The 15,156-nt window shown below is 69.0% G+C and carries 11 protein-coding genes; 8 read left to right on the top strand and 3 right to left on the bottom strand.

Annotation, left to right across the window (positions count from 1 at the left end):
* The first annotated feature begins 32 nt into the window (after window positions 1–32).
* The 5 genes from GTY47_RS13250 to GTY47_RS13270 all read left to right on the top strand — a co-directional run bounded on the left by GTY47_RS13250 (window position 33) and on the right by GTY47_RS13270 (window position 7,159).
* A complete protein-coding gene (locus GTY47_RS13250; RefSeq protein ID WP_040902513.1) occupies window positions 33–1,133 on the top strand; it encodes a sugar ABC transporter substrate-binding protein in 1,101 nt (366 codons plus the stop codon).
* Between the two features lie 188 nt (window positions 1,134–1,321).
* Window positions 1,322–2,113, top strand: coding sequence for an ATP-binding cassette domain-containing protein (locus tag GTY47_RS13255; protein WP_010033972.1), 792 nt, complete (start codon window positions 1,322–1,324; stop codon window positions 2,111–2,113).
* Complete coding sequence (locus GTY47_RS13260) at window positions 2,110–3,402, top strand: ABC transporter permease (RefSeq protein ID WP_010033974.1); 1,293 nt, start codon at window positions 2,110–2,112, stop codon at window positions 3,400–3,402. The genes GTY47_RS13255 and GTY47_RS13260 overlap by 4 nt, the downstream gene beginning before the upstream one ends.
* 189 nt (window positions 3,403–3,591) lie before the next feature.
* Window positions 3,592–5,523 carry a 1-deoxy-D-xylulose-5-phosphate synthase gene (dxs, locus tag GTY47_RS13265; protein ID WP_010033976.1) on the top strand — a complete coding sequence of 644 codons (1,932 nt, stop codon included), beginning with the start codon at window positions 3,592–3,594 and terminating at the stop codon, window positions 5,521–5,523.
* A 136-nt stretch (window positions 5,524–5,659) separates the two neighbouring features.
* Window positions 5,660–7,159, top strand: coding sequence for an amino acid permease (locus GTY47_RS13270; protein WP_010033977.1), 1,500 nt, complete (start codon window positions 5,660–5,662; stop codon window positions 7,157–7,159).
* A 186-nt stretch (window positions 7,160–7,345) separates the two neighbouring features.
* Here GTY47_RS13270 and GTY47_RS13275 read toward each other — a convergent pair whose 3' ends face one another.
* Window positions 7,346–7,723, bottom strand: a complete 378-nt coding sequence (locus GTY47_RS13275; RefSeq protein ID WP_029180755.1) for a hypothetical protein — start codon at window positions 7,721–7,723, stop codon at window positions 7,346–7,348.
* An 82-nt stretch (window positions 7,724–7,805) separates the two neighbouring features.
* Here GTY47_RS13275 and GTY47_RS13280 point away from each other — a divergent pair, with 82 nt between their 5' ends.
* From GTY47_RS13280 to GTY47_RS13290, 3 genes are all read left to right on the top strand, one after another.
* Window positions 7,806–8,822 carry a hypothetical protein gene (locus GTY47_RS13280; protein ID WP_010033981.1) on the top strand — a complete coding sequence of 339 codons (1,017 nt, stop codon included), beginning with the start codon at window positions 7,806–7,808 and terminating at the stop codon, window positions 8,820–8,822.
* 210 nt (window positions 8,823–9,032) lie between these two features.
* Window positions 9,033–10,304, top strand: a complete 1,272-nt coding sequence (locus tag GTY47_RS13285; protein ID WP_040902514.1) for a nucleotide sugar dehydrogenase — start codon at window positions 9,033–9,035, stop codon at window positions 10,302–10,304.
* The gene (locus GTY47_RS13290) at window positions 10,301–12,043 is read left to right on the top strand and encodes a glycosyltransferase (protein ID WP_010033985.1); all 1,743 of its coding nucleotides are present in this window, start codon (window positions 10,301–10,303) and stop codon (window positions 12,041–12,043) included. The genes GTY47_RS13285 and GTY47_RS13290 overlap by 4 nt, the downstream gene beginning before the upstream one ends.
* 72 nt (window positions 12,044–12,115) lie before the next feature.
* Here GTY47_RS13290 and GTY47_RS13295 read toward each other — a convergent pair whose 3' ends face one another.
* Both GTY47_RS13295 and GTY47_RS13300 read right to left on the bottom strand, forming a co-directional pair.
* Entirely contained in the window at window positions 12,116–13,600 is a 1,485-nt protein-coding gene (locus GTY47_RS13295) for a polysaccharide deacetylase family protein (protein ID WP_231911110.1), read from the bottom strand.
* Window positions 13,597–15,048: a cellulose binding domain-containing protein gene (locus GTY47_RS13300; protein WP_010033992.1), complete on the bottom strand. Its 1,452-nt coding sequence runs from the start codon at window positions 15,046–15,048 to the stop codon at window positions 13,597–13,599. Before GTY47_RS13300 ends, GTY47_RS13295 begins: the two co-directional genes overlap by 4 nt.
* Window positions 15,049–15,156 lie beyond the last annotated feature (108 nt).

A 15,156-nucleotide genomic window follows, 5' to 3' on the forward strand; every position in this document is an offset into this window, starting at 1 on the left:
TCGTCAGGGAGGTTTCTGAAGTGAACACGCGTATGCGTCGCGCCGCTGTTGCGATTGCCGCCGGTGCGATGGCCGTTTCGCTTGCTGCCTGTGGCAGCGCCAAGGAGTCCGGCGACAACGCCGACTCCACGGGGTCCGCCAAGAAGGGCGACGACATCAAGGTCGGTCTGCTCCTTCCGGAGAACGCGACCGCCCGTTACGAGAAGTTCGACCGGCCGCTCATCGAGAAGAAGGTCAAGGAGCTCACCGGCGGCAAGGGCGAGGTCGTCTACGCCAACGCCAAGCAGGACGCCAGCACGCAGAACCAGCAGGTCGACACGATGGTGACCAACAAGGTCGACGTGCTGATCGTGGACGCGGTGGACTCCAAGGCCATCGCCGGCTCGGTGAAGAAGGCCAAGGACGCGAACATCCCCGTCGTCGCCTACGACCGCCTGGCCGAGGGCCCGATCGACGCCTACACCTCGTTCGACAACGAGACCGTCGGCAAGACCCAGGGCGAGGCCCTGCTGAAGGCCCTGGGTTCCAAGGCCAAGGACGGTCAGATCGTCATGATGAACGGGTCGTCCACCGACCCCAACGCCGCCCAGTTCAAGAAGGGCGCGCACTCCGTCCTCGACGGCAAGGTGAACATCGGCCGCGAGTACGACACCAAGGAGTGGAAGCCGGAGAACGCCAACGCCAACATGGAGGGCGCCATCTCCGCCCTCGGCAAGGACAAGATCATCGGCGTCTACTCCGCCAACGACGGCATGGCGGGCGGCATCATCACCGCCCTGAAGGCCGCCGGCATCGCCGACATCCCGGTCACCGGCCAGGACGCCGAACTCTCCGGCGTGCAGCGCATCGTCACCGGCGAGCAGTACATGAGCGTCTACAAGCCCTACCCGCAGGAGGCGGACGTCGCGGCCGAGATGGCCGTCGCCCTCGCCCAGGGCAAGTCGCTCGACTCCATCGCCAAGGACAAGGTCGACAGCCCGACCACCAAGGCCATCCCCTCCGTCCTGGTCCCGGTCGTCTCGCTGACCAAGGACAACATCAACGACACCGTCATCAAGGACGGCATCTACACCGTGAGCGAGATCTGCACCGGCAAGTACAAGGCCGCCTGCGACAAGATCGGTCTCAAGTAAGCAGCCGTCAGGTCCCCTGAGGGAGTACGGGAGTCCGCGTCCGGACTCCCGTGACTCCCGTGAGGGACCGGCTGCCCGAGTTCCTCCGGCGCCCCGCCACACCAGCCCCGCAAGCTCTGCGGGGCGTCGGAGTGATCACTCCTCCCACACTTCTGCACAACCTCCCGCCGGGTCAGGCGGCGAAGGAGATGGTTCACGTGTCCGCTACGCCCGTGCTGGCGTTGCGCGGGGTCTCCAAGCGGTTCGGTGCCGTACAGGCGCTCACCGACGTAGAGCTTGAGGTCCACGCCGGTGAGGTGGTCGCCCTGGTCGGCGACAACGGAGCCGGAAAGTCCACGCTGGTCAAGACGATCGCCGGCGTGCACCCCATCGATGAGGGCGTCATCGAATGGGACGGCAGGTCCGTCCAGATCAACAAACCGCACGACGCCCAGAACCTGGGCATCGCGACCGTCTACCAGGACCTCGCGCTGTGCGACAACATCGACGTCGTCGGCAACCTCTACCTGGGCCGGGAGATCCGCAAGCGCGGCGTCCTGGACGAGGTGGAGATGGAGCGCCGCTCCCGCGAGCTCCTCGACACGCTGTCGATCCGCATCCCCAGCGTGCGCATCCCGATCGCCTCGCTCTCCGGCGGCCAGCGCCAGACCGTGGCCATCGCCCGGTCCATGCTCGGTGAGCCCAAGCTGGTCATCCTCGACGAGCCCACCGCCGCCCTCGGTGTCGAGCAGACCGCGCAGGTCCTCGACCTCGTCGAGCGGCTGCGCGAGCGCGGCCACGCCGTGATCCTCATCAGCCACAACATGGCCGATGTGAAGGCCGTCGCGGACAAGGTCGCCGTGCTGCGCCTCGGGCGCAACAACGGCGTCTTCGAGGTCAAGTCGACCTCGCAGGAAGAGATCATCTCCGCCATCACCGGCGCCACCGACAACGCCGTGACCCGCCGTGCGGCGCGCACGAACGGGGAGGTTTCCAAGTGAGCATCGACAAGACCTCCGCGGCTCCGGACGACCACGTCGTGGAGAACCCCGAGGCGGCCAAGGCCGCCGTCACGGTCGTCGACCCCCGGCTGCTGGTGCGCGAGCAGGGTCTCGCCGGCTACGTCACCGAGTTCAAGCGGAAGATGAAGTCCGGTGACCTGGGCTCCATCCCGGTCGTCATCGGCCTGGCCATCATCTGGATCATCTTCCAGAGCCTGAACTCCAACTTCCTCACCGCGGGCAACCTGTCCGACATGTCCGTCGCCATGGTCGGCACGGGCATGATCGCCGTCGGCATCGTCTTCGTGCTGCTGCTGGGTGAGATCGACCTGTCGGTCGGCTCGGTCAGCGGTGTCGCGGGTGCGACCTTCGCCGTGCTGAACGTCACCAACGGCATGAACGAGTGGCTCGCCTTCGTGCTGGCCATCGTCACCGGCACGGTCGCCGGCACGCTGCACGGCTTCTTCTTCGCGAAGATCGGCGTCCCGGCGTTCGCCGTCACCCTGGCCGGACTGCTGTTCTGGAACGGCTTCATGCTCCAGATCCTGGGCGACAACGGCACGATCAACCTCGACCCGGACGGGGTCGTGGCCCAGCTGACCAGCTACTACTTCTCGGACGTGGCCGCCGCGTACGGCCTGGCCGCCGTGGTGACCGCCGGGTTCTTCCTCAGCTCCTTCCTCGGCAACCGGCGCCGGGAGGCCGCCGGGGTGCCGTCGCGGCCGCTGAGCGAGACCATCGTGCGGACGGTGCTGCTGGCGATCGTCGCGTTCGCCGTCGCCATCGTCTTCAACCAGTACAAGGGCCTGCCGCTGGCCGTGGTGATCTTCATCGTGGTGCTGCTGGTCACGGACTTCGTGCTGCGGCGGACGGCGTACGGGCGGAAGGTGTTCGCGCTCGGCGGCAGCGTCGAGGCGTCCCGCCGGGCCGGTATCAACGTGGAGATGGTCCGGATCTCGGTGTTCGCGATCTCCGGGACGTTCGCGGCGGTCGGCGGTCTGTTCATCGCGTCGAAGATCGCCGCGGCGAACCAGGGTGCCGGTGGGGGTGACCTGCTGATGAACGCGATCGCGGCCGCGGTGATCGGCGGCACGTCGCTGTTCGGTGGTCGTGGACGGACGTGGAACGCGCTGCTCGGTGTGCTGGTGATCGTGTCGATCCAGTACGGGCTCGCCCTGGAGGGCATCGCTTCTCCGGTGCAGTACATGATCACGGGTGGTGTGCTGTTGGCCACGGTCGTGATCGACGCGGTGACGCGCAAGACGCAGAAGACCGCGGGGCGCGCGTAGCGCCGAAGACCACCACTGTGCCCGGCACCGCGAGGTGCCGGGCACAGTCGTGTCGTAGGTGAGGCACAAGTTGGGTACAGCCGAATGCGTGACGTATGACGCACGGCCTCGGCGCAGTCCTCAGGGGCGGAACATTAGACTCGACACGCCCGGCAACAGCTCGAACAGCTCTACTGCAAGGAGGCACGGGTGCCGCTGCTGACCCGAATCAGGGGACCGCGCGATCTGGACCGGCTCAGCCTGGAGGAGCTGAACCAGCTGGCGGAGGAGATCCGGACCTTCCTTGTCGAAGCAGTCTCCAAGACCGGCGGGCACCTCGGCCCCAACCTCGGCGTGGTGGAGCTCACCATCGCCCTGCACCGGGTCTTCGAATCGCCCAAGGACAAGGTGCTCTGGGACACCGGTCACCAGTCCTACGTGCACAAGCTGCTCACCGGCCGTCAGGACTTCTCGAAGCTGAAGATGAAGGGCGGCCTGTCCGGCTACCCCTCGCAGGCCGAGTCCGAGCACGACATCATCGAGAACTCGCACGCCTCGACCGTCCTCGGCTGGGCCGACGGCATCGCCAAGGCCAACGAGCTCCTCGAGCGCGACAGCCACGTCGTCGCCGTGATCGGTGACGGGGCGCTGACCGGCGGCATGGCCTGGGAGGCGCTGAACAACATCGCCGACGCCAAGGACCGGCCCCTCGTCATCGTCGTCAACGACAACGAGCGGTCCTACGCGCCGACCATCGGCGGTCTCGCCAACCACCTCGCGACACTGCGGACGACGGACGGCTACGAACGGTTCCTCGCCCGCACCAAGGAGGTGCTGGAGCGCACCCCCGTCGTCGGGCGGCCGCTCTACGACACCCTGCACGGCGCGAAGAAGGGCCTCAAGGACTTCATCGCCCCGCAGGGCATGTTCGAGGACCTCGGCCTGAAGTACGTCGGCCCGATCGACGGACACGACCTGGAGGCCCTGGAGTCCGCCCTCGCGCGGGCCAAGCGGTTCGGCGGGCCCGTCATCGTGCACTGCCTCACCGAGAAGGGCCGCGGCTACCAGCCCGCCCTCCAGGACGAGGCCGACCGCTTCCACGCCGTCGGCAAGATCCACCCCGACACAGGCCTGCCCATCGCCTCCTCCGGCGCCGACTGGACGTCCGTGTTCGGCGAGGAGATGGTCAAGCTGGGTGAGGAGCGCGAGGACATCGTCGCCATCACCGCCGCCATGCTCCAGCCGGTGGGCCTGGAGAAGTTCGCCAAGCGGTTCCCCGAGCGGGTCTACGACGTCGGCATCGCCGAGCAGCACGGTGCCGTGTCCGCGGCGGGCCTGGCGACGGGCGGAGTGCACCCGGTGTTCGCGGTGTACGCCACCTTCCTCAACCGGGCCTTCGACCAGGTGCTGATGGACGTGGCCCTGCACAAGTGCGGGGTGACCTTCGTCCTGGACCGGGCCGGCGTCACCGGCACCGACGGGGCGTCACACAACGGCATGTGGGACATGTCGATCCTCCAGGTCGTGCCGGGGCTGCGGCTGGCCGCGCCGCGTGACGCCGACCAGGTCCGCGCGCAGTTGCGGGAGGCCGTCGCCGTCGACGACGCGCCGACCGTGGTCCGCTTCTCCAAGGGCGCCGTCGGTCCCGCCGTTCCCGCCGTGGGCCGGGTCGGCGGCATGGACGTGCTGCGTGAGCCCGGCACCGACCGGCCCGATGTGCTGCTGGTCTCCGTCGGCGCGCTCGCACCGATGTGCCTGGAGATCGCCGGACTGCTGGACAGGCAGGGCATCTCCACCACGGTCGTCGACCCGCGCTGGGTCAAACCCGTCGACGAGGCCATGGCCCCGCTCGCCGAGCGGCACCGCGTGGTCGTCACCGTCGAGGACAACAGCCGGGTCGGGGGTGTGGGATCGACGATCGCGCAGGCGCTGCGTGACGCGGGCGTCGACGTGCCGCTGCGCGACTTCGGCATCCCGCCGCGCTTCCTCGACCACGCCTCGCGCGCCGAGGTCATGGCCGAGATCGGCCTCACCGCGCCGGACATCGCCCGCCAGGTGACCGGGCTGGTCGCCAGGCTGGACGGCCGGTACGAGCGCAGCACCGCGGACGCGGTGGACTCCGTGGAGCCCGCGCGCGACTGACACCGCTGAATGGGCCGGTTCCACCACCGCCAAGGGTGGTGGAACCGGCCCATTGGCGTGAACCCTTCCCCGCCGGGGCATACGGATGGTGCCCCCTCTCGATCATGTCGAGGACGACAAGCGTGGGAGGTACCCCGTGAGCAGCACCCTCTTCCGGACGAAGAAGGTCGAGCAGTCCATCCTCGACACCGAGGAGCCAGAGCACGCGCTCAAGAAGTCCTTGTCCGCGCTGGATCTGACCGTCTTCGGCGTCGGCGTGATCATCGGCACCGGCATCTTCGTCCTCACCGGAACAGTCGCGAAGAACAACGCGGGGCCGGCGGTGGCCCTGGCGTTCGTCGCGGCCGGCGTCGCCTGCGCCCTGGCCGCGCTCTGTTACGCCGAGTTCGCGTCGACGGTCCCGGTCGCCGGGTCCGCCTACACGTTCTCGTACGCCTCCCTCGGTGAGCTGCCCGCCTGGATCATCGGCTGGGACCTGGTCCTGGAGTTCGCGCTCGGTACGGCGGTGGTGGCCGTCGGCTGGTCCGGCTACATCCAGTCGCTCATGGACAACGCGGGCTGGGAGATGCCCGCGGCCCTCGGCAGCAGAGAGGGTGCCGACGTCTTCGGCTTCGACATCCTCGCCGCCGCGCTCGTCCTCGTCCTCACCGGCATCCTGGTGCTCGGCATGAAGCTGTCCGCGCGGATCACGTCGCTGGTCGTCGCCATCAAGGTGACGGTCGTCCTCGTCGTGATCGTCGCGGGGGCGTTCCTCATCAAGGGTGCCAACTACGACCCGTTCATCCCGAAGGAGAAGCCGGTGGAGGCCGGGTCGAGTCTCGACTCCCCACTGATCCAGCTCATGTTCGGCTGGGCGCCCTCCAACTTCGGCGTGATGGGCATCTTCACCGCCGCCTCCGTCGTGTTCTTCGCCTTCATCGGCTTCGACGTCGTGGCCACGGCGGCGGAGGAGACCCGGAACCCGCAGCGCGACATGCCGCGCGGCATCCTCGGTTCCCTGCTGATCTGCACCACGCTGTACGTCCTCGTGTCGATCGTCGTCACCGGCATGCAGCACTACACCAGGCTGTCCATCGACGCCCCGCTGGCCGACGCGTTCAAGGCGACCGGGCATCCGTGGTTCGCGGGCTTCATCAGCTTCGGCGCCGCGGTCGGTCTGACGACGGTGTGCATGATCCTTTTGCTCGGGCAGACCCGGGTGTTCTTCGCGATGAGCCGTGACGGGCTGCTTCCGCGGTTCTTCTCGCACGTCCACCCGCGGTTCAGGACCCCGCACCGGCCGACCATCCTGCTCGGCGTGATCATCGCGATCCTGGCCGGCTTCACTCCGCTGACGGAGCTCGCCGCGCTGGTGAACATCGGCACGCTGTTCGCCTTCGTGGTGGTCGCCATCGGTGTCCTCGTCCTCCGCAGGACCCGCCCCGACCTGCACCGGGCGTTCCGCACGCCGTGGGTGCCGGTCATCCCGATCGTGTCGGTGTGCGCCTCCCTGTGGCTGATGATCAACCTGCCGGCCGAGACGTGGGTGCGGTTCGGCATCTGGATGGCCGCCGGGTTCTTGGTGTACTTCCTCTACGGCCGCACACACAGCCGCCTCGCGAGGGGAGAGGCAACGAAGCCGGAGGAAACGCTCTAGCCCGCGCGCGACCCGCTTACGCGGTGGCTCCCGCCCAGCTGCCCTGGCTGCGGGCAATCGTGCCGCCAAGGGCGGCACGGGTGGGCGCGGCGGCACCCCGCTCCGCCGGGTTGCGGACCCACCCGACCCGGGCAGCCACCAGCAGCGCCCCTGCAGCGCCGGGTTGCGCAGCGTCCCCCAGCACCCCTAGGGCCGTACCGACCGCGGCCCCGTCACCTCCGCCCCCAGTTCCCCGACCCGCCTCCGCAGCTCCCGGTCCGCCGTGACCACCAGCACCGCACGCGCACCCGCCCCCGCGACCACGTCCACGATGTGATCGTCCCCGCTGCCCACCGCCGACTCCACCCGCACCCCGGACACGGACTCCACCCCGCGCGCCGCCCCCTCCACCACGAGCACGATCTCCACCGGCCCGGCGGCCGCCACCCCCGGCACCCCGTCCGACGCCAACCGGTCCCGCAACCGCTCCGCCGCCCCCTTGCGGTCCCGCCACCAACCGTCCGGCACCGACCCGACGACATTCGCGGCGTCGACGACGACAAGCAGGGGAGCGTTGTTGTCCATGTGGTCAGGGTCGCACGGCGGACCCCGGCCAGGCACGGGGCGGGCGGGGTGCCGACCTGTACCGCCCGCGTAAGGTGAACAGGTGAACGGCGACTGGCTCATCCGCGGCCGCGACGGCTGCCTCACCGTCTACCTGCCCTCCGGCGACGCCGTCCTGTGCCGTGCGGAACGCGGCCCCGCCGGCTCCTGGGACGCCCCCCGAACCGTCGGCGGCACCCAGAAGCTGCACCCGGGCGTCGCGGTCGGCCAGGGCGCCGACGGCTACGCCCATCTGGCCGCCTGGCGGCCCACCGTGCCGGGCGAGTCGGGACTCGTGCACTCCACCCACTTCCGGCCCCGCCTCGCGCCCCTGGACTGGGTCCCGATCGGGCACCCGGACAAGAAGGGCGAGCGGACGGGCGAGCCGGCCGTCGCCGTCGACGCGCAAGGGCGTGGCTACGTCTTCGTCCGCAACAAGGGCGGCGGAGTGAGCCTGCGCAACCAGAAGGAGAAGGGCGGCTGGGGGCCCTGGCAGGACCTCGAAGGGCATGACGTGGCGGGGGAGTTGGCCGCCGTCACGGGAGAGTCGGGGCTGGTCGAGGTGTACGCCTGCACCGCCGGCGGGATTCTGCACTGGCGGCAGGAGGAGCCGGGCCGGACCCCGGTGCGGGGGGAGGGGGCCGACGTGCCCGTGCGCCCGGGGACCCTGCGGGCGATCGCCACGTCCGCCGAACACACCACCCTCTTCTTCACGGAGGCCTCCGGCGACCTGTGCGCCTGGCGCCCGGGGGAGAAGCCGGTGACGCTCATCGCCTCCGCCGGGCCGGGTCCCGTGTCCGCCGTGCGCTGTGAGATCGAGGGGCACGACTGCACCGTGCTCGCCCAGCGGTCGTCGAGCGGCCGGGTCGCGTTCGCCGCCTATCCGACCGAACAGGAGTCCGCCGGGGCCTGGTGGACCGAGTCGGGTCCCCAGCTGCCCGCCGACGCCACGGTGTCGCTTGCGCTCGACGAACACGACGAGGTCGTCGCGGCCTCCGTCTCCCCGTCGGCCGGGAAGCTGCTGCTCACCCGCCGCAAGGACGAGCCGGGGCTCGCGCTGGAGGCCTGGCGGGAGATCTGACTCACCCGTTCCTTCTGAGGCTCCCGTCGCTCCAGACACCCGAAGTGTGTCAAGGGTTGTACGAATGTGTGCGTGACGAGACGCACCTCGGGTGAACATGGTCAAAAAGTGAAGGTCTTGTTAACCTCCTCGCACTTGTTCGATTTTGCTGGGGGGCCGGTTGCTGCTGCGTCTGGCCGGGGCCGCGGCAACGGGGTTGGGAATGATGTCGTGAGCAGATCCTCCACGGTGGATCTTGTGGTTGTCGGACTCGGTTACGTGGGGCTGCCGTTGGCCAGGTCCGCGGCTGCCGCGGGCCTGAGGGTGGTGGGTCTCGACCGCAGCCGACGGGTGGTCGACGGGCTGAACGCCGGCCGCTCGCATGTGGACGACATCACCGACGCCGATGTGCGCGGCATGCTGGATCGGGGCTTCGAGGCCACCGACCGGGCCGCGGTCATCGCGGATGCCGCCGCGGTCGTGGTGTGCGTGCCGACGCCGCTCACCGACCACGGAGCCCCGGACCTCGGCGCGGTGCACGCGGCCGTGGACGACATCGCCGCCCACCTCCGGGCCGGCACGCTCGTCGTGCTGGAGTCGACGACGTACCCGGGGACCACCGACGAGGTCGTCAGGCCCCGGCTGGAGGCCGGTGGGCTGCGCGTCGGCGCCGACTTCCACCTCGCCTTCTCCCCGGAGCGCATCGACCCGGGCAACGCCGCCTTCGGGCTGGAGAACACGCCCAAGGTCGTCGGCGGCATCACGGCCGACTGCACCAAGGCCGCCCGCGCCCTCTACGAGCGCTTCGTGAACCGGGTCGTCGAGGCCAAGGGCACCCGCGAGGCCGAGATGGCAAAGCTGCTGGAGAACACCTACCGGCACGTCAACATCGCCCTCGTCAACGAGATGTCGATGTTCTGCCGTGAGATCGGTGTCGACCTGTGGGACGCCATCCGGTGCGCGTCCACGAAGCCGTTCGGGTTCGCGCCCTTCTACCCCGGCCCCGGCGTCGGCGGGCACTGCATCCCGATCGACCCCAACTACCTGTCGTACAAGGTCCGTTCGCTGGGCATCCCGTTCCGGTTCGTGGAGCTGGCGCAGGAGATCAACCAGCGGATGCCCGTGCATGTCGTCAACCGGGCGGCCGATCTGCTCAACGACCAGGGCAAGGCCGTGCGCGGCTCCCGCGTCCTGCTGCTCGGCGTGACCTACAAGCCGGACATCTCCGACCAGCGCGAGAGCCCGGCGATGGCCGTCGCGGAGAACCTCCTCGCGCGCGGTGCCGAACTCGCCTACTTCGACCCGCGGGTCGAGGACTGGCGCGTCGGTGGTGCGTCCGTCGAGCGTGCCGACGACTATCTCGCCGCCGCCGAGGCCGCCGACCTCACCATCCTGCTCCAGCCGCACCGCGAGATCGACCTGGACGTGCTCGCCGACCGGGCCCGGGCGCTCTTCGACACCCGGGGCAAGTCCGCCGATCACCCGCGGGTGGTCAAGCTGTGACAACCGAAGACACGTACATACCCGGGGCTGTCGACTCCGGTGGCCGTCGCGCGCACCGCAAGCGGCGGCACCTGAAGGTCTCGTACTTCGTCTTCCTGGGGCTGGCCGCGCTCATCGCCACCCGGCTCGACGCGGGTTCCCTGCACCTGTACTCGATGGGTGCCATGGGCCTGCTGGCCCTGAAGATGTTCGGCGCCCTCTTCTACCGTCCGGCCAAGGCCGGGCGGGAGGAGCTGGAGTACCTGGAGAACGCCTGGGTCACCGCGGTCATCCCGATCTACAACGAGGACCCGGTGATGTTCGAGCAGGGCATGCGCAGCCTCCTCGCGCAGAGCCGCCTGCCGAACGAGATCCACATCATCGACGACGCCAGCGCCAACGACTCCGGCATCCGGGCGGCCAAGAAGCTGCGCCGCGAGTTCGAGGCCAAGGGCGTCAAGTACACCGTCAGCGTCCAGCCCGAGAACAAGGGCAAGCGCGAGGCGCTGGCGCTGGGCTTCGAGGCCGCGCCGTACTCGGACATCTTCCTCTGCGTCGACTCGGACACCGTGCTGTCCCGGGACACCGTGCGCGAGCTGCTGCTGCCGCTGGCCGACGAGAAGATCATGGCTTCCACCGGCATGGTGCTGGCGCTCAACCACGACAGCAACATCTTCACCCGCCTCCAGGACCTGCGCTACGGCAACTCGTTCCTCTTCGAGCGGGCCGCCTACTCGCGGCTGAAGTCGGTCCTGTGCTGCTGCGGCGCGCTCTCCGCGTACCGCGGCACGCTGGTGCGCAAGTACCTGCCGGACTTCCTCAACCAGCAGTTCCTGGGCAAGCCGGCCGTCTTCGGTGACGACCGCCGGATGACCAACTACTGCCTGATGGAGGGCCAGGTCGTCTTCCAGGAGACGGCCGTCGGCTACACGGCCGTCCCCGAGAAGCTGCCGCACTTCCTGCGCCAGCAGGTCCGCTGGAACAAGTCCTTCTTCCGCGAGTCCCTGTGGGCCTTCCGGCACCAGAAGAAGTACCGGCCCGCCTTCTGGCTGACCTGCATGGAACTCGCGCTGTGGCTGGTCTTCGGCTCGGCGATGTTCTACTCGATGGTCATCCTGCCCATCCTGAAGCCCCAGCAGTTCGTCAACCACATCGGCGACTACCTGGTCTTCATGGTGCTGATGGGCTACCTGCGCAATGTGCGCTACCTCGACTTCCCGCGCCGCGGCATGGGCTTCGTCAAGCGCTTCGGCATGTTCCTGCTCGCGCCGATCTACGGCGTGATCCAGCTGACGCTGCTGACCCCGCTGCGGTTCTACGCCCTGTTCACCCTGCACAAGGGCAGCTGGGGCACCCGCCAGGGCGGTGTCGAGGTGTCCGTGGCCGGTGACCACGAGTCCGATGTGACGGAGATCTTCGAGGAAGAGGACCCGTACTCCGACAAGAAGGTCACCGAGACACTCCAGCTGATGCGTCTGGAGGGCGTGGCCCTGCGCACCCGGCCCCGTCCGTCCGGCGGCATCCCGGCCCAGCCGCAGCCGATCCCCGGCTACGACGAGGAGCAGCACGCGGCCGTCCCGCAGCAGCGCGTGAGCTGGGGAGCACCGCAACCGGCCGGCCAGCAGCAGTGGCAGGGCGGGTACGAGGGCCATCCCGACCAGTACCAGCAGCAGTACCCCCAGCAGTACCCGCAGCAGGGCGCCTACCCCTACCAGGAAAACCCCTCCTGGCAGCAGGGGAACGGTCAGGGCGGCTGGTAGAGCCGTAGCAGAGCGAAGAGAGGGGCGGCCGCCGGGCCGCCCCTCTCTGGTGTGTCCTCACGTGTACGGGCCTCAGGTGTAGGAAGCCATCGCCTCCTCGACCGTCAGCACCGGGATGTCCCGGTCGTCGATCGCCTTCATCAGCGTCTCCAGGCCCGCCTTGCCGATCTCGGTGCTCGTCGCCGGGGCGCCCTCGGTGACCTTGTGCAGGCAGAGGATCAGCCAGTCACCGCTGTTCACGCAGCGGTCGAGCCGGCCGCCCGCGCCGGTCAGCTTCGGCAGCGCCGTACCGCCGATGCCGGTGCCGTCGTTGATGCCGGTCAGCGCCTTGAGGCGGTACGGCATCGCCGGCGCGAACGACTCGATCGTCTCGGAGATGATCGACCGGGCCGTGGTGAAGTGCCGGCTCGCGATCTGGTCGACCGGGACACCGTCGGTCGTCTTCTGGAACGCGCCGTGCGGATACGCGAAGTGCTCGCTGGTGAAGCCGTTGGACACCAGCCACTCGCGCAGCTTCCGGAAGTCGGTGTCGGCCTCCTCGGCGGTGAGCTTGGGATAGCTCGCCGTGTGGACGGCGTTCGCGTACGAGTGGCCGGCCATCTCCCAGCCGGAGAAGTCCTGCATCGAGCGCATCTGGTTGAGGGTCAGGAAGCTGCCGGTGCCGATGGCGTCGGCGATGTTGTAGACCGTGCCGGGGAAGCCGTAGCGGTCCATGACCGGGCGGGCCAGGTCGTGGATCGACTTGTGGGAGTCGTCGAAGGTGATGGAGACGACGCCCTTGGGGAAGACCGAGACGGTGTCCGGTATCAGCTCCACGGCCTGGAGCCGGTACGTCACCGGGCCGCCCGCGTCGTCGTAGACGGCGAACGACATGTCGGTGAAGCCGGTCCTGGTGGACGGCTTGCCGTCGGCACCGATGGAGTACGTGCCGGCCGCCGCGTTGACGTCCGCCCACTGGAGGTGGACCGTCACCCACTCCCCGGACTGGACGTAGTTGGCCGATGTCTTGGAGTGGGCGTGGAAGGTCCAGGCGAAGTGGTTCGCGAGGGAGCCGCTGCCCAGGTAGAAGACGAGCTTGGCCAGGTTCGTCACGTCGTCGACGCGGAAGACGAGCCGGATCATCTTGCCGGTCAGGCTCACCGCGGGCATGCCGGTCTTGCGAACGTACGACTGCTTGCCGGTGCCGTTCGTGGTCACCCGGACCGACTGGGTGCCGCGCACGAAGGCGGACTTGTCGTTCGCCTCGGCCGACGCGGTGCCCGCGCCCCCGGGCGTCCAGCCGTGGGAGGCCTGGAACTGCTGGGACCAGCTGGCCCGGCGGTACTTCGGGCGGCGGCCGGAGGGGGCGTAGAGAGGAGGCGTGGCGAGGCCTCCGATGGCTCCCTCGGCGGCCGGCGCGGCGGGCTGGGCCACCACCTGGCCCAGCCAGGCGCCACCGCCGGCCATCGCGACGCCTCCGGCGCCGCCCATGAACAGTGCGGAACGCCGGCTCACCACCGGCTTGTTCTCCGCAGCCTGGGCAGCGTGCCTGTGGGCGTTGGACCGCCTTTTGCTCACCGGGACTCCCGAACCGTGTCGAAGTAGTTCATTCCCTCGTCGGTGAAGCCCTCGACCGCGGACTGGACTTGCTTCGCCGACAGGGTTTCGTTCGCGTTGTAGTAGAGCCAGTCCACCTTCATGTCCCAGGCGCGGTCGCCCTTGAAGGGCAGGTCGATGAACCAGTGGTTGAAGTTCACGGACATGTCCGCGCGCGGGGCGTACTTGCCGTTGCTGAGGAAGAGCTTCTTGCCGTCGAGCCAGTAGGCGACGACGCCGTCCTTCACCCTGATCAGCACGGTGTGCCAGGCGGCGAGGCTCTTGTTCGTGGTCTCGTAGACCCGGTCGTTCGTCTTGTGGTCGTACCAGGTCACGGTGTCGAGCTTGGGGCCGGGCCGGCCCCAGCCGCCGTTCGGCATGTACTCGTTGTCCAGCTCGCTGTACTTCGAGCCCTTGCCGCCGATGGTGTAGAAGGTCTGGTTGACGTGGTCGCCGGTGTCTCCGGTGGTCGGATCGTCGCTGAAGTGGATCCGGGCCGCGTAGGTGCCGTCGCGGAACTTGCTCGCGGCGGTGCCGAGGCTCGCCTGCTTCGTCCCGGCCTCGGTGCCGTCCGTGCCGGCGCGCAGGTTGAGGACCTGGCCGTCCGCGTGGGCGCCCTCGGCGGTGGGGAAGGTGACGCCGTCCGCCGACCAGGTGCTCTCGATGCCGGGGCCGCCCTTGCTGGTGCGGACCAGCCAGCCGTGCTTGAACAGGGCCGGGTCCTTGGCGCCCTGGTAGGTGAAGTCGTCGAACAGCACCCCGTCCGGGGGAGCCGGCAGCGGGTCGGGTGCGCCGGCCTTCGCCGAGGCCTTCTTCTCGTCGCTCGCCTTGGTGCCGTCCGGCTCCTCACCCCAGGCGAGGACGCCCCGCTTGTACGCGGTGACCTTCTCCGCCTCCTTGTACGACGTCATCTCGGCGTCGAAGGAGCGGTCGTCGGACTGCTTCAGCCGCTTGTGGTCGGTGCGGAAGAGCTGGAGGTCGATGCCCTTGCTGTTGGCGCCGGGCTTCAGGCTGCCCGCGCCGGCCGTGAACCTGACCTCCAGGTAGTGGTCGGCGGTGTCGGTGGCCTTGTCCATCGCGACGACCCGGCCGGCGACGTTCGAGCAGCCGAAGACGGCGTTGACACAGTTGAAGGCGTACGACGAGGGACCCGGGGCGCCGTCGGCCGTGAAGTAGTACCGGAGCGTCACATCGCTCAACGGCAGTGCCTTCCCGGTGTCGTTGAAGACCTCGAACGACGGCTTGGCCGCCGCGGCCGTGGCCGGAGTGTCGGTCCGGTAGCGGACCTTCAGTTCGGGCGGGTCCGGGTTCGCGGCCTTCCACACGGGATAGAGCGCGGTGCCACCGGCGGCGACCACGGCCACGAGGAGCAGGAGCCTGATCTTGGGCCAGACCCGGCGTCCGGGTGTTCGGCGACGGGAGGACGCCACGAAAGACTCCTTCGAGGACACCCGGCGCTCTCTGGTGGAGACCGTCAGGGCACGGTAAACAATGGTCGGATTGTGTGAGGATCCTATCTGTGGCGGTATGCAGAAGGG

The organism is Streptomyces sp. SID5464 (genome assembly GCF_009862985.1).
In the GTDB taxonomy this organism is placed as follows: domain Bacteria; phylum Actinomycetota; class Actinomycetes; order Streptomycetales; family Streptomycetaceae; genus Streptomyces; species Streptomyces chartreusis_D.

What these genes read in the sequence shown, in the direction of transcription:
- GTY47_RS13250 (WP_040902513.1), top strand. Translation starts at nt 33, where the DNA reads ATGCGTCGCGCCGCTGTTGCGATTGCCGCCGGTGCGATGGCCGTTTCG.
- GTY47_RS13255 (WP_010033972.1), top strand. Translation starts at nt 1,322, where the DNA reads ATGGTTCACGTGTCCGCTACGCCCGTGCTGGCGTTGCGCGGGGTCTCC.
- GTY47_RS13275 (WP_029180755.1), bottom strand. Translation starts at nt 7,723, where the DNA reads ATGGACAACAACGCTCCCCTGCTTGTCGTCGTCGACGCCGCGAATGTC.